This window comes from Pseudoalteromonas sp. XMcav1-K (assembly GCF_044005875.1).
GTDB lineage: Bacteria > Pseudomonadota > Gammaproteobacteria > Enterobacterales > Alteromonadaceae > Pseudoalteromonas > Pseudoalteromonas spongiae.
Genome location: NZ_JBIPJE010000021.1, coordinates 52,819 through 69,018 on the forward strand (window position 1 = coordinate 52,819; position 16,200 = coordinate 69,018).

The following is a 16,200-nucleotide window of genomic DNA, read 5'->3' on the forward strand; positions in this document are numbered from 1 at the left end:
CACGTTTTCCTCTCTTTTTGTTATACTCGCGCTAATTTTTACTTTTTCCTTCGAATATTGTGATCACTAAAGCGCCATTTTCATATTCTTTTCTTGCTCCAAAATATTGGCTTACTTGGTTAAGTGTGCTGATTTTGTATCTTCTGTCTTGGTTACCGTATCGACTACAAATTTGGCTGGGTAAATTATTAGGTCGCCTAGTTTATCGGTTTGTAAAAAAACGCCGTAAAATCGCCGAAGTCAATATTGCGTTAGCCTTTCCCGAACTAGACAAAGCAGCGCAGGCAAAATTAGTAAAAGAGAACTTAGAAAATACCGGCATTGCGATTTTTGAATCGGGTATGGCGTGGTGGTGGCCCCAGTGGCGTGCAAAAAAGCACTTTGGTGGCATTACTGGTTATCACCATATTGAAAAAGCGATTAGCAATGGTAAAGGCGTATTGTTGCTGGTTCCTCATATGATGCACTTAGAAGTTGCGGGCCGCATGATGGGAATACAAAACAACGGTGTTGGGTTTTATCGCCCTCACAATAACCCGTTAATGGAATACATTATTGTCAATGGTCGCCTACGCTTTAGTGAAGCACTGGTTACAAAGCGCGATGTAAAAAGCTTATTAAAAGCATTAAGCCAGCAAAAGTTATGCTATTACTTGCCAGATCAAGACTATGGCCGCAAACGCTCTGAATTTGTGCCGTTTTTTGCGGTTAAAGAAACGTGTACTACAACTGGCACGCTTATTTTTGCCAGCAGCAAGAAAAGTGAAACCGTCGCACTATCTACCTACCGTAAGGATAATAAGTACTATCTTGACGTAAGCCCAGTGTTTGAAAACTTCCCAACCGGGAACGATGTTGACGATGTAACACGTGTCAACCAAGCAATGGAAGAGGCTATTGCCAAAGCGCCCGAGCAATATTTGTGGCTTCACCGTCGCTTTAAAACGCAAAAAGATCCAAACGCTCCGTCGCACTATAAAAAATAATACATAGCCGCTTTACGCTTCAAATTGTAAAGCGGCTTGTCATTTAACGCTGTCAAAAACAGATAAAGTGTTATCAGTGTTAACTTATTACCTAAAAATACGAATTAAGTATTATGCAAATTAGTATTAGGTTACAGCTATTATTGACTTGCTTTATATTTAATCATTGTGAGTGTCGTTGTGTGGTTTTGGATTAAACATTTATCTTTGGGTTTTATCTTAATTGCGGCCGCACTGTATCTTCTACTTGGCAAAGGGCCTGTATTAGAAGCTAACAAATCAAATGCAGCAGCAGAGGGCTTATCTAACTTTTATAATAGCTTTCGCAGTACCTTAAGCTCGATGACTGAACGCGAGAAATACGTCATTCAATTAGACGAACCCGACAGCTCGTTAGCTGAGCAACTAAGGCAACGTCGTACCTCAAACAAAATTCCAGCGCATTGGCGCGGTGAAATTAAAGCGCGCCGCTTCGATAAGGGTGATACATTAAAAGAAGTGATGTCAGATTTTGCCAAGCAAGAAGGCATCGAGTTTTTGTGGTATCTCAACAAAGATTACGTCATTAAAGATAACTTTCGCGTAGACGAAACCTTTATAACAACCCTGTACCAAGTTTCTAAAGCCATCGACAGTGACTTCGAAAACACGGTGTATGGCTTTTTCTGTTATAAACACAGCACCGCAGTTATCACTGAAAATCCCACTCGCTATGTGCGTGATAACTGCGTGAAAGCGACTCTCTAAGCTAAATACTTTTGCCAAATTGTCGTAACGGCGTTCACATCGTTTTGCACGCTTTCAAGGCTCACTAGCTTCGCTTCTTGGCGTAAACTCACTTGGTGATATAGTTCGCGATAATCGCAATATGCTGATGTTAGCTGCTGCATTTCAATAGGCTCAATAAACCCATGCTCTGCTGCACTGGCAAATATACGTATATTATCGGAATACTGAGTTATTTTTGGCTGAGCATAGGCATTTTTTAAGACAAAATATTGCGCCAAAAATTCAATATCCGCCATGCCCCCCACGCCTTGTTTAATATCAAACTCAGCACCACTGGCTTTAATTAAATGGTCGCGCATTTTTTGTCGCATGTTTACGACGTCCTCACGTAATTTTTGTTCATCACGCTGACGCGACAGCACTTCATTTCTAATTTCATTAAAACGTGCGAGTAACGACGCTTGCCCATAGGTCATGCGCGCTCTCACCAGCGCCTGATGTTCCCATGTCCACGCCTGCTTTAACTGATATTCACGGAAGGTCTCAATATTAATAGCCAATAAACCAGACGCCCCTTCCGGGCGCAAGCGTGTATCAAGCTCATAAAGAATACCTGAGGCTGTACGAGTATTAAATAAATGCAATAAACGCTGCGCTAACTTCAAATAAAATTGGCGCGCATCGATTTGTTTATCGCCATTAGTTTGTCCAACACCATCACAGTTATGCACAAATACCAAATCAAGATCAGAGTCGTAGCCTAGCTCTACCCCACCCGCTTTGCCATACGCGATAACTGCAAAGCCTTTTTCATCATCACTAGCCTCAGGTGGATAGCCAAAACGCGTTACCATTTGCTGCCAAGCCAGATTAACACACTGAGCTACTATCGCTTCTGATAATGCCGTAAGGTGATCGCTTACTTTCATAACATCGAGCACACCGGTGGCATCTGCTGCGGCAATACGTAATTGATGCGTTTGTTTAAACTGACGCAATGCTTCCATTTGCAGCTCTAAGTCATTTTCATCGATACGTAAAAAGTACTGACGGATTTCCTGCTCATAGCCACTTAACGGCAAGGTTTTATAAAGTTGAGCAGGGTCAATTAACTCATCCAGCAAAATAGGATAACAAGCTAAATGATCGCCTATCCATTTGCTATGCGCACAGAGTTTAAATAGCTGATTGAGTGCCCCTGGGTTTTCTAGCAATAACTCTAAGTAGGCTGTACGTGAAATCACTTTCTCTACCACAGCGAGTACGCGCTTGAGAATACTCGGTTCACAACCGCATTTATCTGCTTGCTGTAGTAATAGCGGCATCAATTTATCAAGCACATCGCGCCCACGCCCGCCCAGTTTGCGCTTGGTTCCCGACACTTTAAAATCATAAACGATATTAAAAAACTCGGTATTTTGCGCAAACAACTGATGCGAACTAATCACCTCAATACTTGGCTTTTCCCACAGCAGTTCATAGCGCGAGTCGACATCTTGTTCATCGTCATCTTCCGCGCCTATCATGGCATTAAACTCATCGTGAATAAGTCGCATTTGTTGGTTAATCAATGCTGTTGCATCACCATAGTTCGACGTTTCTAACAACGCACTTAAACGCATTTGGCCAACGTCATCTTGTGGCAATGTTTGTGTTTGTTTGTCATCAAACTGCTGTAAATATTGCTCAATACGGCGCAAAAACAAATACCCGTCAGTTAATGTATTGGCAACGTCTTGTGGTACTTCGTTAAGCTTTGCTAATGCTTCCAACGCTTTACAAAATGATTGCACCTGTAAACTTGGTTCGCGCCCTCCTCGGATCATTTGCAGTGCTTGCACCACAAACTCGGCTTCACGAATACCACCAGCACCAAGTTTAATGTTTTCAGTAAGCCCTTTACGACGTACATCTTGTGCGATAAGTGCTTTCATTTTTCGAAGCGATTCAATCACCGAAAAATCGATGTATTTACGATAAACAAAAGGCCTCAATAAATCGTAAAACTCTTGCCAGTAGCTTGATTCAGTACCCAGTAACCGCGCCTTTAACATGGCATAACGTTCCCAATCACGACCTTGCTCTTGGTAATACTCCTCCATCGCATTAAAACTCATAACTAATGGGCCACTGTCGCCAAACGGTCGAAGACGCATATCAACGCGGAAAACTTGCCCTTCAGGCGTGACCTGATTCAATGCGGCAATGGTTTTTTGCGCTACTTTAGTGAAGAAAACTTGTGCTTCACACGATTTACGTCCACCTTGGGTTTCAACTTGGTATGGATAGGTAAAAATCAGGTCGATATCTGACGAGTAATTAAGCTCATAGCCGCCCAGCTTGCCCATGCCTAAAATCAGCATCGGCATGGCATCCCCTTTTTCATCAGTAGGCTTACCCCAAACGCTAGCAACCTGCGCATAAGCCCAGCGATACGCTGAATCAATTAACTGCTCACTTAATTGAGAGGTGTAACTAATGCTGTCGCGAATATCATATTTAAGCACAAGATCAAGGTATGCGAGCTTTAACCAATGCAAGTTGCGATACTCTCTGAGCGTTTGAAATGCATCACTTTCTGCAATCTGAGCAAGTGACTGCGTATCAAAAACAGCGCTGGTATCGCGTGATGCAAGCCATTGGTCATTGTGTAAATAGTCGATAAAGTGTGGATGCTGCGCCAATATACGAAAAGCAAAGTCGCTCAACGCTAATAGTGCCACTACATTTGGTTCAGCTTGCTTATCAGCAAAAATCTCATTAAATCGCTGCTGCCCCAGTTGTTGTAAACCTTGTGCTAACTCCATAACTTACTTACACTCTTAAACTTAATTCTAAAGCTATCCAGTATCTTAGCAAAAAAGAAAGCTATTTTTATGTCTTATATCAGTCTATCTAACGATCTTTTAGTCGCATTCGCCATCACCGGACTATTGGTTTTGGTTGTCTTAATGGTGGTTAAAAAGCAATTACAAGCCGACAGCAGCGAACATGATTTAATGGATGAATTAGCGAAAAAAGATAACTTTGCTATGGGCATTAGTTATGCGTCTTCTATTTTCAGCATTATTTTAGTTGTTAGTTTTATTGCAAGGGAGTTTGACTTGTCGCAATGGCAAGAGAGTTTACCGCACATGGCAATCGCTCTCGCGCTTGCATTAGTGTTTATTTGGTTTGGCAAGTGGATCCATAACCGCCTCATTCTAAGAGATTTTAATGAGGCAAGGGCAATAGAGAAGCGTAATGTATGCGCAGCACTCATCGATACCGGCGTATTGCTGGCAAATTCAATCATTGTGCTTGGTCTTTACAAATGGTCTAAAGCGACAAACTTTAATACTTTACTGATTGATATTATCGCGTTTATTGCCATTCAATTTATTATTTTGCTGCATACTCGCTGGCAAGAGAAACGCTTTGCAGCGACTAACCAAGGCGCTTCAATGCAAACTTATTTTGCCTACGACAATACGTCAATAGGCTTGCGCTTTGCATCACGCATGATTGCGTTATCGCTAGCAATTTTTGCGGCACTTGCCAGTATTCAGTTTATTGCTGGTAACTTTATCGACAATATCATTATGATTTTATTAAACGTGGTTGTGTTTGTTGCGCTGCACCAAATTACCGCATTATTGGTATTAAAACTGGCGCTACCAAAAGTACAAAACAACATTGAAGTGGAACAACAAGACAACATCGGCATCGCCAGTATTGAGCTTGCTGTTCATATTGCGATAGGAATTTTACTACTGCGTTTGTTCTCGCTGTAACATCTGCTTTAATTGGAATTTGAGCAAGCGTGGTTTATCGCGTTTGCCCTTTCCAGCTAAAGAATAGAGCGCCAAGCAATAGAAACACCACACTTTGCCCGATGAGAATAAACAGCTGTGGTGCAATTTCAACAAAACCTGCCCCCTCTAACATCACGGCACGCGCACCAATCAACATTTGCGTAAGCGGAAATACCTGAGAAATTGCCTGTACAAATGCCGGGCTGCCTTCAAGTGAAAACCACACTCCCGACAACATCATCATAGGCCATGACACTAAATTGAGAATGCCACCGGTAAATTCTTCCGACTCAGAACGACACGCGATCAGTAACGATAGCGAAATTAGTGAAAACGCACCGAGTACGCACAGCACTAATAACCACAACATACTGCCGATTAAATAAAAATCAAAAATAAGATGACAGGCTACGAATATGGCGGACGTTAATGCCACAACAATCAATAAACGCGAAACGATTTGCGCAGCTAGGAATTCTACCGGCTTCAATGGTGTGGCACTTAAACGCTTTAGCACTGCGTTTTTACGATAGCGTACAATCACATAACCCACGCCATACAAACAAGAAAACATCATATTCATCGCTAAAATGCCGGGCACAACCCAATCAAGGTAGCGAATTTCTTGGCCTTCTATTGCCTCTTTTACAAACGGCGCGGTTGCTTGTGCTGTTTCAGCAATTAGCAATTTTTCTGCAATATAACCGTTGGCAGAACTTGAATTTACCCAATACTGTTTTGCATCAAAGCTCACCAGTAAATCTAATTTGTGTTGGCGTAGTTTTTCGATTGCCACACTTTCATCTTGATACTCAATAAACTCTAAATGCTTATACTGGCTAATATTGTGTTGCTGTAAATCACCTACGTAGCCAATTTTAAACAGTGTCGGATTATCATTTTTAAAGATAAAGGCGAAACCAACAACTAACAAAATAGGAAATGCTAAATTCCAACCGAGCGCCGAACGGTCGCGGAAGAACTCTAAATTACGCGCCACCAAAACAGCAAAAAATCGTTTAAACATCTGTTTTTTCCTCGTTAGTGTGTAATGCGTGACCTGTTAACTTTAGGAATAAATCATCTAAATTAGCCGACTTAACTTGCAGTCCCTGCAATGAAATTTGCTCCGTTAGCAACTGAGCTAATGTGGCCTCTGTATTATCACTATGAATAAGCACACTGTCTTGGCTGTAATGGGCATTCGCAAACGAAATTTGTGACGCTACATTCTGTTTTGGTAACGATATTAATGAACCTTTAAAATGTTCCCTCAATAGGTTTTCAGGGCTATTCATCGCGATAATCTGCCCCTTATCCATAATTGCAATTTGGTCGCATAAGTACTCGGCTTCGTCCATGTAGTGGGTAGTCAATAAAATGGTTTTGCCCGCCGCTTTAATATCATTTACTAAATCCCAAAATAAGCGCCTGCTATGGGGGTCGAGTCCGGTGGTTGGCTCATCTAAAAAAATTAGTTCTGGGTCGTTAATTAATGCCAGCGCCAATAGCAAACGCTGCTTTTGCCCGCCCGACAATTTACGGTGATCAACATTAATAAAGTCAGTTAACTGACATTGCGTAATAAGGTCGTCGATTGGCACCGTCTTTTTATAAAACGACGAGAACAAATTAAGCGTTTCTCGTACCGTTAAATAATCTTGCAACGCGGTATGCTGAAACTGAATACCCAGCTTTTGAAAATCTTCTCGTGTAATGCCCTGACCATTAAATAAAATTTCACCGGATGTTGGCGTTAAAATCCCCTCAAGCATTTCAATGGTAGTGGTTTTGCCGGCACCATTTGGTCCTAACAAACCAAAACACGAACCTTTAGTCACTTTGAAATCAATTTTATCTACTGCACAAAAGTCTGAGAAATGCTTACTAAGCTGCTTAACCTCAAGAATTGTTGTCATAACTGCCTTTATTACTTGCCTTTGTTATTGCGCTTTTCATACCATATAAGCATATTAATCGCTGAGAGTCATTATGCGCATTCCCCATATCTACCAAGCTGGCACAATTGAAGTCGGCACAGAATTACAACTCGGCGATGATGCCGCAGGACACATAGGCCGCGTTCTAAGAATGCAACCAGGTCAACAGGTTAGCTTATTTAACGGTGAAGGGGGCGAATACTTATGCACCATTTCACAAGCCAATAAAAAAAATGTATACGTTAGCGTTGATGGATTTCACGATGTCACCAGTGAGTCACCGCTAAAAATCCACTTAGGGCAAGGTATTTCGCGCGGTGAAAAAATGGAATTCACCATTCAAAAGTCAGTGGAGCTTGGCATTACTGAAATCACCCCATTATTTAGCGAGCGCTGCGGTGTTAAATTACAAGGTGAACGCCTTGAAAAGAAACACCAGCAATGGCAAAAAATCGCAATTGCGGCAGCAGAGCAATCAGGTCGTAACTTTGTACCCGTTGTTCACCCGCCAATAAAATTAGAGCAATGGCTAACCCAGCCAAGCGACGAAACTAAGCTAACCCTGCACCCGCGAGCTGAGTACAGCATTAAAACCATCGATAAACTTGCGAATTTTAATGCAACAGCGATGCGCTTTGTGGTTGGCCCAGAAGGCGGATTTACCGATGCCGAAATTGCTGCAACAAAAGCCGCAGACTTTGTTGATATTAAGTTGGGACCACGTGTACTGCGTACTGAGACTGCAGCACTTACTGTTCTCTCTGCGCTGCAGCTTGTCTACGGTGATTTAGCTTGATTTAAGCTGCAAGCATCCCCATAACATAGAGAGTTGAAAATAAAGGAAACTAACATGACGATTAAGCTTGGCATCATTTCTGATCCTATTGCTGGATTTAATATCAAAAAAGACACCGGCTTCGCCATGATGCTCGAAGCGCAAAAACGCGGCTATGAAATTCATTATATGGAAATGAATGACTTGTTTTTACGTGGTGGGCAAAGTTTCGCGACGTCATCTGTTGCTACCGTGTTCGATAACACAGAAAAATGGTATGAACTTGAAGACAAGCAAACCATTGCTCTAGCTGATTTAGACGTGATTTTAATGCGTAAAGATCCACCATTCGATACTGAATATATTTACGCAACTTATCTGTTAGAACGCGCCGAGCAAGCGGGTACACTCGTAATTAACAAACCGCAAAGTTTACGTGACGCTAACGAAAAACTATTTACTGCGTGGTTTAGTGAACATACCCCAGATACACTGGTAACACGTGAGCAGTCACATATCCGCGCGTTTTTAGAAGAACACAAAGACATTATTCTAAAACCCCTTGATGGCATGGGCGGCGCGTCAATTTTCCGCGTTAAACAAGATGACCCAAATATTGGCGTTATTTGCGAAACACTAACAGCACACGGCAGCCAATATGCAATGGCACAAAATTACATTCCAGCGATCAAAGATGGCGATAAGCGCGTATTGGTTGTTAACGGTGAAGTTATTCCCTATTGCTTGGCGCGTATTCCACAAGGTGGCGAAACCCGCGGTAATTTAGCAGCCGGCGGCCGAGGCGAAGCGCGTCCAATTACCGATGTAGAACGCAAAATTGCCGAAGCAGTGGCGCCAACATTAATTGAAAAAGGCTTAATTTTTGTCGGTCTTGATATTATTGGCGACAAGCTCACCGAAATTAATGTCACAGCGCCAACGTGCGTAAAGGAAATCGAAGCGGCATTTGATATTTCTATTACCGGTAAGTTATTCGACGCAATTGAGCAAAAAGTGGCGCATACTTAAAGCTGAAGATAATACAAAAGGTGCAATCAATGAGTAATCAAACCCAGTCATTACAAAATACCTTTTTAGTTGCAATGCCAAACATGCCCGACCCGCGCTTTAAACACAGCGTGACTTACATTTGTGAGCACAATGAATCAGGCGCAATGGGGCTTGTTATTAATCAACCTACTAATCTTACGGTAGGCGAATTACTCGACCAAATCGATATCGAGAATAACAAAATGGCTAGTAACAGCAGTGTTGCGGTAATGTCAGGTGGTCCAGTTCACACTGACCGCGGGTTTGTATTGCACAGTACTAAGCCGGGTTATAGTTCAAGCTCGAATATCAGTTCTGATATTATGATCACCACCTCAAAAGATGTGCTTCACGAGCTGACAAGCCATGAAGCACCAGATCAATTTCTGATTACCTTAGGCTACGCAGGCTGGGATCCCGGTCAACTTGAAAAAGAGCTGATTGAAAATACTTGGCTTACCGTACCTGCCGACCCTGAGATTATTTTTAATACGCCAGCGCACTTGCGTTGGCAAAAAGCAATAGAGAGTTTAGGTATTGATATCGATAAACTTTCTCTCTATTCAGGAAATGCGTAAATGAGTAAAAACCCTATCGGGCAACGTACACTAATTGGTTTTGATTTTGGTACCAAAAGCATTGGCATTGCCGTAGGTCAGGAAATATCAGGTACGGCAACCGCACTGAGCGCTGTCGCTGCAAAAGACGGTATTCCAAACTGGGACAACGTAAAAAAAATTCTCGATGAATGGCAACCTGATTTATTAATAGTCGGCTTACCGCTCAATATGGATGGCACCAATCAAGAGGTGACGTTTAAAGCCAAAAAATTTGCAAAACGATTGCATGGCATGTTCGGTTATCAAGTTGAAGTGCAAGATGAACGCCTTACCACAACGGATGCAAAAGCACGCTTGTTTGATCACGGTGGCTACCGAAATTTAGCGAAAGATAAAGTAGATAGCATGTCGGCACAAATTATCTTAGAAAGCTATTTTGAAAGCTTGTATGGAGACTAAGCGCCTCGCTTAGTCTTTACTAATTAACTCACTATTTAGCACTTTCACACTGCCCTTTTCAGGAATAAAACCCGCTTCAATATATGCCGATTTAATGCGTTTTTGCGCTGCGAGTATTGCTAACCCTTTTTGTAACGCGTCAAACGCCGCCTTACCGTCAGGGTGGGTTTTGCTCACCACATAATGACGACTATCATCAAATGTAAGTGCAATGCCCGGCACAGCAAGTAACTCTAACGAATGCAGTTTGTAGTGGTTGTTAACAGCAGGCATAAACGGCAACAAAGCAAAGTCCGCCCACTTTTTATCAACTGCACGAATTTGCTGTAACCATTCATCATCTTTGTACAGCTTTTTTAACTTTAAGCTTTTAAGAGTTTGCCAGTCGGCGTGCCAACGGGGAGTTGAAATCGATGTGAATTGAGAAAAATCATCTAGGCTGTCAATTGCAAAGACTTTTCGGTTTTCAGGATGAGCGAATACGCCTGCTAGGTACTCACCTTTGTTAAACACAGCTGCAGAAATATAAGCGTGCTCTGCTATTTTTTCTGCATCTGCGTACCAGTATGTGTCAAAGCTAAGTAATTGCTTACCACGCTCTAAAATATTGGTGTTGCGCAGCGTTACTTTACCCACTTGGTAGTTGAATGTTTTATCAAAACCACCGAGTTTTAATGCTTGCAAGGCAAGCACCATATCCACTACGTCGCGACGCATGCGATAACCGCTAAACGAGGTAATCTGATGTACATCACGTCCAGCTAGAAAAGCCTGAAAATCAACATACACATCATCGCGAATATACATATCAACGGTGTTACTTGAATTCGCAGCGTTCGCCGCAAAACCAAATAACATACTCGCTAATACACAAAAACAAATTTTAAAACGACTTAACTTCAACATAAGCGTATCACTTACTACTGGTTTTTGTCTCCATCAAGGCCATCAACCGTAACACCTTGTAAAAAGCCTGCACCTTGTTGCTCATTATTGCGTAATTTAATCATTAAGCGCAGGTCGTTCGGTGAGTCAGCATGGTGTAGTGCATCGGCATAATTAATGCGATGCTGCTGATAAAGGTCAAAGAGCGCTTGGTCAAAGGTTTGCATACCCATTTCGCGCGATTTAGACATGGTTTCTTTAATTGCCCCTACTTCACCACGTTTTATTAGTTCTGCCACCATTGGCGAGTTAAGCAATATTTCAATTGCTGCTGCACGACCATGACCATCACTGGTCGGCACAAGTTGCTGTGCAACGATAGCACGCAAGTTAAGTGCTAAATCGTACTTTAACTTGTCGTGCTTTTCTTTTGGCACTAAGTGCATAATACGGTCGATTGCTTGGTTCGCGTTGTTTGCGTGCAGTGTAGCCACACACAAATGACCTGTTTCAGCAAATGAAAGCGCATATTCCATAGTTTCTTGCGAGCGGATCTCACCAATCAAAATTACATCAGGAGCCTGACGTAGAGAGCTCTTTAGTGCCGATTCGAAACTTTCAGTATCCAGTCCCACTTCGCGTTGCGTTACAATACTCTTTTGGTGTTCATGAACAAATTCAATCGGGTCCTCAATAGTTAAGATATGACCACGCTGGTTGCGGTTACGATACCCTAACAGTGCCGCAAGTGAGGTTGATTTACCGGTACCCGTACCACCCACAAACAGGACTAAGCCACGTTTTGACATAATAACGTCGGTTAAAACCGGTGGTAAGCCAAGGTCGTGTACTTCCGGAATGGTGGTTACGATACGACGAACAACCATGCCCGCTTTGTCTCGCTGCCAAAAAGCCGAAACACGGAAACGTCCCGAATCACGTGCGATCGCAAAGTTACATTCTTTGGTTTCGTGAAATTCGGTTTTCTGCTTGTCGCTCATCGCCGATTCAACGAGCTCTAACGCTTCTTCTTCAGTTAAATCTGAATGACCAATCGGACGAAGTTCGCCATTAACTTTTACACTTACAGGCAAGAATGTAGACACGAATAAATCCGATGCTTCACTCTCTACCATTTGTTTTAAAAAATGATCTAAGCCGTGCATAATTTACCCCTAGTAAGATCGTGCGCCTGCTGCGCCAAAGTTGCTCTTATCGTGGGCTTTTGCATATGCATCTTGCTGTGTAATTAAGCCGCGATTTAGCAAGTTACCTAAACACTGATCCATCGTCTGCATGCCGTGCGATGCACCGGTTTGTAGCGATGAATACATTTGCGCAATTTTATCTTCACGAATAAGGTTACGAATAGCAGGGGTACCTATCATGATTTCGTGTGCTGCGATTCGTCCGCCACCTACTTTTTTCACGAGTGTTTGTGAAATTACAGCACGTAACGATTCAGATAGCATTGAACGTACCATGTCTTTTTCTTCACCTGGGAATACGTCGATAATACGGTCAATGGTTTTTGGTGCTGAGGTGGTGTGCAAGGTGCCAAATACTAAGTGACCGGTTTCTGCCGCGGTCATTGCAAGGCGAATGGTCTCTAAATCACGTAATTCACCGACCAGAATAACATCTGGATCTTCACGAAGCGCCGAGCGAAGTGCGTTATTAAAGCTGTGCGTATCACGGTGTACTTCACGTTGGTTAATTAAGCTTTGCTTATTGTCGTGTACGAATTCGATAGGATCTTCAATGGTAAGTACGTGGTGGTGCTTATGCGAATTAATATAATCAATCATCGCGGCAAGCGTTGTTGATTTACCCGAACCTGTCGGTCCCGTTACCAACACTAAGCCACGTGGGTTATTGGAAATATCTTTGAATATTTCAGGACAGCCTAAGTCATCAAGGGTTAAAACGGTGCTTGGGATGGTACGAAATACCGCGGCTGGACCACGGTTAGAATTAAAGGCATTAACACGGAAACGCGCTAGGTTTGGCACTTCGAAAGAAAAGTCACATTCTAAGTTTTCTTCGTATTCTTTTCGCTGCTTATCATTCATAATATCATACACTAAGCCGTTTACGTCTTTTGGTCCAAGTGCGGGGATATTGATTCTTCGAACGTCGCCATCAACGCGGATCATAGGTGAAACACCTGATGATAAGTGTAAATCTGATGCATTATGTTGCACACTGAATGCCAGTAATTCAGTAATGTCCATTGGATTGCTCCACTAAGTTACTTATTTGAATAATTATATGATTACAATAGCAGAACGACTTAAAATAGCCTATGACAGAATCGCAAAAGCGATAAAAAATTCTCACATTTTAGGGCAAAAAGTGGCTTTATTGGCGGTCAGCAAAACAAAGCCTAGCACTTTAATACGAGAGGCCTACCAAGCTGGCCAACGTCAATTTGGCGAATCTTACGTACAAGAAGCGGTCGATAAAATCGCTGAATTATCCGATTTAAGCGACATTGAATGGCACTTTATCGGTCCTATTCAATCGAATAAAAGCGCGCAAGTAGCAGCTCATTTTAACTGGGTGCAAAGTGTCGACCGCATTAAAATAGCCAGACGCCTAAATGATCAACGCCCCTCTGAACGCGCTAAATTAAATGTGCTTATACAAATTAATATTGATGATGAGCAGAGCAAGTCTGGCTGTTCGCTATCAGAAGTCGATGCGTTAGCTCAGTACATTGCAACATCTGACAACTTGGTATTGCGTGGTGTTATGGCCATTCCTAAAAAAAGCGATTCACTAAACGAGCAACAACACAGCTTTGCCAAACTGCAAACTTGTTTTAATCAATTGAAATCCCAATATGATAGTATAGATACGCTTTCAATGGGCATGAGTAACGATGTTGAAGCAGCAATAAGTCAAGGCAGCACTATGGTGCGTATTGGCACCGATATCTTTGGCCCAAGAAACTAACGATTAACCAAAAAGAGAGTTCCTATGTCACAAAACACCATTGCATTTATTGGTACCGGTAATATGAGTTACGCCATTATTGGCGGATTAATCAATGGCGGTTTTGCCCCAAACAATATTATCGCAACCAACCGCAATGCAGAAAAACTTGCCAAAGTTGGCAATGACTTTGGTATTCAAGTAACTAACGACAACATAAAAGCAATCGAACAGGCCGATTACGTTGTACTCTCGGTTAAACCGCAAATGATGGCAGACCTATGCCAAACCATTAAAGATTCAGGTATCGCCTACCAAGACAAAGTGTTTATTTCCGTTGCGGCGGGCATTAAAGTGGCGCGTTTACAAGAAATGCTAGACCACCCGGTTAAGATGATCCGCTGCATGCCAAATACCCCGAGCTTACAAAGCAAAGGCGTAAGCGGCTTGTTCAGCAATAATACCAGTGAGCAAGAAAAACAATTTGCTACAGAGGTATTTAGCGCAACAGGTATTGTTACGTGGCTTTCAGAAGAAGACCAAATTAACGATATTATTGCGGTAACGGGTTCATCTCCTGCGTATGTATTTTTGTTCTTAGAAGCGATTGAACAAAAAGCAAAAGAGCTCGGTTTTAACGCTGAACAAGCAAGAGAGCTGGTACAGCAAGTGGCTGTAGGTGCCAGCGATATGGTGGCAAAATCGCCTGACTTATCAATCAGTCAGTTACGTGCTAATGTTACTTCAAAAGGCGGTACAACTGCCGCGGCAATTGCGCATTTAGAGCAGCAAAACTTAACGCAAACTGTCGCCGATGCGATGGATGCGTGTATCGCACGCGCACAACAAATGGAGCAAGAATTTTAATGAATGACGCGTTTCGATTTTTAGTTGAAGTCGTTTTTGACTTGTACTTGATGGTTGTATTACTGCGCTTTTGGCTACAATCCGCGCGTGCTGATTTCTATAATCCGCTCAGCCAGTTTGTAGTAAAAGCCACCAGCCCTTTACTTAACCCAATTCGCAAGGTAATTCCTGGACTTGGCGGTTTTGATCTTGCCTCATTAGTGCTTGCGCTGATTGTCGCAGCGCTCAAAATAGTGACCATTTCACTGCTTTTCTTTGGTGGAATTGAACCTGTTACTGTATTGGTTGGCAGTTTGATTACTGTGATCAAAGAAGGTTTAAACTTGGCCTTTTGGGTACTAATTATCCGAGCAATTTTAAGCTGGGTAAGCCAAGGACATAACCCAATCGAAGCGATTTTCCATCAACTCACTGAGCCAATGTTACGCCCGATTAGAAAAATCATTCCACCAATTGGCGGGTTAGATTTATCAATCTTAGTGCTGATTATTGGATTACAGTTTCTGCAAATCTTATTCCTTGATTTATTTAGATAAAAGCGAATAAATTCAGGTAGAATAAAAAAGCCGCAGAATGCGGCTTTTTTGTCATCTATACTAATATTAATACTTAATTTAAGGGGCGGATTATGAAAACCCTAATTTCACTTTGTTTAGCATTTTGTGCATTTATGGCTACAAGCGTTTTAGCGAATACCGAGCAAGGTGGTCAATACAAAGAGCTTGGTAACTGGCAAGTGCATTACATTGCTTTTCCATCAACTGTATTGCAACCAAAAATAGCGCAACACTATGGTATTGAGCGCAGTAATTACAATGCGGTTATCAATATTTCGGTATTGGATAAAGCAACGAAAAAAGCACAAAAAGTAGCTATTTCAGGCACTGCCAAAAACTTACTTGGCCACAATGAAACGCTCGCATTTAAAGAAATCATCGATGGTGATGCAATTTACTATATTGCAGAACTAGGCTACAGCAATGAAGAGCTGTATCGCTTTAAGCTTGATATTAAAGGGCAAAATAAAAGCGAAGTACTCAGCTTTCAACAAAAATTTTATGTTGATTAGGGTCTGCTGACCTTTCAAGTTCGTTTTTGCAGCAGTTTGATTGGGTTTTATACAAGGCAGAGGCTGCGTGGCATAGTTATTCTATGTGAGCCAGCCGATAACACAGTAGAAAAGCCAATCAAGCGCTGCCGAACGGTTCTTTTGAGCGC

At 42.2% G+C, this 16,200-nt stretch carries 16 protein-coding genes and 1 pseudogene; 11 read left to right on the top strand and 6 right to left on the bottom strand.

The window, feature by feature from the left end; all coding sequences use genetic code 11:
• Nucleotides 1–59: 59 nt before the first annotated feature.
• On the top strand, nucleotides 60–986 hold the full coding sequence (gene lpxL / locus ACHSBP_RS01865; RefSeq protein ID WP_395388016.1) for an LpxL/LpxP family Kdo(2)-lipid IV(A) lauroyl/palmitoleoyl acyltransferase: 927 nt from the start codon (nucleotides 60–62) through the stop codon (nucleotides 984–986).
• Between the two features lie 180 nt (nucleotides 987–1,166).
• Nucleotides 1,167–1,733 carry a TcpQ domain-containing protein gene (locus ACHSBP_RS01870; protein WP_395388017.1) on the top strand — a complete coding sequence of 189 codons (567 nt, stop codon included), beginning with the start codon at nucleotides 1,167–1,169 and terminating at the stop codon, nucleotides 1,731–1,733.
• On the opposite strand, the gene glnE is transcribed toward ACHSBP_RS01870, so the two are convergent.
• On the bottom strand, nucleotides 1,730–4,522 hold the full coding sequence (gene glnE / locus ACHSBP_RS01875) for a bifunctional [glutamate--ammonia ligase]-adenylyl-L-tyrosine phosphorylase/[glutamate--ammonia-ligase] adenylyltransferase (RefSeq protein WP_395388018.1): 2,793 nt from the start codon (nucleotides 4,520–4,522) through the stop codon (nucleotides 1,730–1,732). The genes ACHSBP_RS01870 and glnE overlap by 4 nt on opposite strands.
• 69 nt (nucleotides 4,523–4,591) lie before the next feature.
• Here glnE and ACHSBP_RS01880 point away from each other — a divergent pair, with 69 nt between their 5' ends.
• Nucleotides 4,592–5,488 carry a DUF350 domain-containing protein gene (locus ACHSBP_RS01880; RefSeq protein WP_138634090.1) on the top strand — a complete coding sequence of 299 codons (897 nt, stop codon included), beginning with the start codon at nucleotides 4,592–4,594 and terminating at the stop codon, nucleotides 5,486–5,488.
• Nucleotides 5,489–5,522: 34 nt separating this feature from the next.
• Here the strand turns inward: ACHSBP_RS01880 and ACHSBP_RS01885 are convergent, their stop codons facing one another.
• On the bottom strand, nucleotides 5,523–6,536 hold the full coding sequence (locus ACHSBP_RS01885; protein WP_395388019.1) for an ABC transporter permease: 1,014 nt from the start codon (nucleotides 6,534–6,536) through the stop codon (nucleotides 5,523–5,525).
• The gene (locus ACHSBP_RS01890) at nucleotides 6,529–7,428 is read right to left on the bottom strand and encodes an ABC transporter ATP-binding protein (RefSeq protein WP_105170572.1); all 900 of its coding nucleotides are present in this window, start codon (nucleotides 7,426–7,428) and stop codon (nucleotides 6,529–6,531) included. Before ACHSBP_RS01890 ends, ACHSBP_RS01885 begins: the two co-directional genes overlap by 8 nt.
• A gap of 73 nt (nucleotides 7,429–7,501) precedes the next feature.
• On the opposite strand from ACHSBP_RS01890, the gene rsmE reads away from it, so the two are divergent.
• The 4 genes from rsmE to ruvX are packed head-to-tail and all read left to right on the top strand — an operon-like array spanning nucleotide 7,502 to nucleotide 10,293.
• A complete protein-coding gene (rsmE, locus tag ACHSBP_RS01895) occupies nucleotides 7,502–8,245 on the top strand; it encodes a 16S rRNA (uracil(1498)-N(3))-methyltransferase (protein ID WP_395388020.1) in 744 nt (247 codons plus the stop codon).
• Between the two features lie 54 nt (nucleotides 8,246–8,299).
• The gene (gshB, locus tag ACHSBP_RS01900; RefSeq protein ID WP_138634098.1) at nucleotides 8,300–9,253 is read left to right on the top strand and encodes a glutathione synthase; all 954 of its coding nucleotides are present in this window, start codon (nucleotides 8,300–8,302) and stop codon (nucleotides 9,251–9,253) included.
• Between the two features lie 29 nt (nucleotides 9,254–9,282).
• The gene (locus tag ACHSBP_RS01905) at nucleotides 9,283–9,852 is read left to right on the top strand and encodes a YqgE/AlgH family protein (RefSeq protein WP_010561715.1); all 570 of its coding nucleotides are present in this window, start codon (nucleotides 9,283–9,285) and stop codon (nucleotides 9,850–9,852) included.
• A complete protein-coding gene (ruvX, locus tag ACHSBP_RS01910; protein WP_010561716.1) occupies nucleotides 9,853–10,293 on the top strand; it encodes a Holliday junction resolvase RuvX in 441 nt (146 codons plus the stop codon).
• Nucleotides 10,294–10,302: 9 nt separating this feature from the next.
• On the opposite strand, the gene ACHSBP_RS01915 is transcribed toward ruvX, so the two are convergent.
• Genes ACHSBP_RS01915 through ACHSBP_RS01925 form a run of 3 tightly spaced genes read right to left on the bottom strand, consistent with a single transcriptional unit; the run spans nucleotide 10,303 to nucleotide 13,412 of the window.
• On the bottom strand, nucleotides 10,303–11,199 hold the full coding sequence (locus ACHSBP_RS01915; RefSeq protein WP_010561717.1) for a hypothetical protein: 897 nt from the start codon (nucleotides 11,197–11,199) through the stop codon (nucleotides 10,303–10,305).
• A 14-nt stretch (nucleotides 11,200–11,213) separates the two neighbouring features.
• Nucleotides 11,214–12,344, bottom strand: a complete 1,131-nt coding sequence (locus tag ACHSBP_RS01920; RefSeq protein ID WP_395388021.1) for a PilT/PilU family type 4a pilus ATPase — start codon at nucleotides 12,342–12,344, stop codon at nucleotides 11,214–11,216.
• Between the two features lie 9 nt (nucleotides 12,345–12,353).
• Nucleotides 12,354–13,412, bottom strand: coding sequence for a type IV pilus twitching motility protein PilT (locus ACHSBP_RS01925; protein ID WP_010561719.1), 1,059 nt, complete (start codon nucleotides 13,410–13,412; stop codon nucleotides 12,354–12,356).
• Between the two features lie 37 nt (nucleotides 13,413–13,449).
• Here ACHSBP_RS01925 and ACHSBP_RS01930 point away from each other — a divergent pair, with 37 nt between their 5' ends.
• The 4 genes and pseudogenes from ACHSBP_RS01930 to ACHSBP_RS01945 all read left to right on the top strand — a co-directional run bounded on the left by ACHSBP_RS01930 (nucleotide 13,450) and on the right by ACHSBP_RS01945 (nucleotide 16,051).
• Complete coding sequence (locus ACHSBP_RS01930) at nucleotides 13,450–14,136, top strand: YggS family pyridoxal phosphate-dependent enzyme (RefSeq protein WP_395388022.1); 687 nt, start codon at nucleotides 13,450–13,452, stop codon at nucleotides 14,134–14,136.
• Nucleotides 14,137–14,151: 15 nt separating this feature from the next.
• Nucleotides 14,152–14,982: pseudogene (proC, locus tag ACHSBP_RS01935) on the top strand (pyrroline-5-carboxylate reductase); the annotation flags it as partial.
• On the top strand, nucleotides 14,982–15,518 hold the full coding sequence (locus tag ACHSBP_RS01940; RefSeq protein WP_010561722.1) for a YggT family protein: 537 nt from the start codon (nucleotides 14,982–14,984) through the stop codon (nucleotides 15,516–15,518). The pseudogene proC and the gene ACHSBP_RS01940, both read left to right, overlap by 1 nt.
• A 92-nt stretch (nucleotides 15,519–15,610) precedes the next feature.
• On the top strand, nucleotides 15,611–16,051 hold the full coding sequence (locus ACHSBP_RS01945; protein WP_010561723.1) for a DUF4426 domain-containing protein: 441 nt from the start codon (nucleotides 15,611–15,613) through the stop codon (nucleotides 16,049–16,051).
• Nucleotides 16,052–16,200: the final 149 nt, after the last annotated feature.

What these genes read in the sequence shown, in the direction of transcription:
- glnE (WP_395388018.1), bottom strand. Translation starts at nt 4,522, where the DNA reads ATGGAGTTAGCACAAGGTTTACAACAACTGGGGCAGCAGCGATTTAAT.
- ACHSBP_RS01880 (WP_138634090.1), top strand. Translation starts at nt 4,592, where the DNA reads ATGTCTTATATCAGTCTATCTAACGATCTTTTAGTCGCATTCGCCATC.
- ACHSBP_RS01885 (WP_395388019.1), bottom strand. Translation starts at nt 6,536, where the DNA reads ATGTTTAAACGATTTTTTGCTGTTTTGGTGGCGCGTAATTTAGAGTTC.
- ACHSBP_RS01890 (WP_105170572.1), bottom strand. Translation starts at nt 7,428, where the DNA reads ATGACAACAATTCTTGAGGTTAAGCAGCTTAGTAAGCATTTCTCAGAC.
- rsmE (WP_395388020.1), top strand. Translation starts at nt 7,502, where the DNA reads ATGCGCATTCCCCATATCTACCAAGCTGGCACAATTGAAGTCGGCACA.
- gshB (WP_138634098.1), top strand. Translation starts at nt 8,300, where the DNA reads ATGACGATTAAGCTTGGCATCATTTCTGATCCTATTGCTGGATTTAAT.
- ACHSBP_RS01905 (WP_010561715.1), top strand. Translation starts at nt 9,283, where the DNA reads ATGAGTAATCAAACCCAGTCATTACAAAATACCTTTTTAGTTGCAATG.
- ruvX (WP_010561716.1), top strand. Translation starts at nt 9,853, where the DNA reads ATGAGTAAAAACCCTATCGGGCAACGTACACTAATTGGTTTTGATTTT.
- ACHSBP_RS01915 (WP_010561717.1), bottom strand. Translation starts at nt 11,199, where the DNA reads ATGTTGAAGTTAAGTCGTTTTAAAATTTGTTTTTGTGTATTAGCGAGT.
- ACHSBP_RS01920 (WP_395388021.1), bottom strand. Translation starts at nt 12,344, where the DNA reads ATGCACGGCTTAGATCATTTTTTAAAACAAATGGTAGAGAGTGAAGCA.
- ACHSBP_RS01925 (WP_010561719.1), bottom strand. Translation starts at nt 13,412, where the DNA reads ATGGACATTACTGAATTACTGGCATTCAGTGTGCAACATAATGCATCA.
- ACHSBP_RS01930 (WP_395388022.1), top strand. Translation starts at nt 13,450, where the DNA reads ATGATTACAATAGCAGAACGACTTAAAATAGCCTATGACAGAATCGCA.
- ACHSBP_RS01940 (WP_010561722.1), top strand. Translation starts at nt 14,982, where the DNA reads ATGAATGACGCGTTTCGATTTTTAGTTGAAGTCGTTTTTGACTTGTAC.
- ACHSBP_RS01945 (WP_010561723.1), top strand. Translation starts at nt 15,611, where the DNA reads ATGAAAACCCTAATTTCACTTTGTTTAGCATTTTGTGCATTTATGGCT.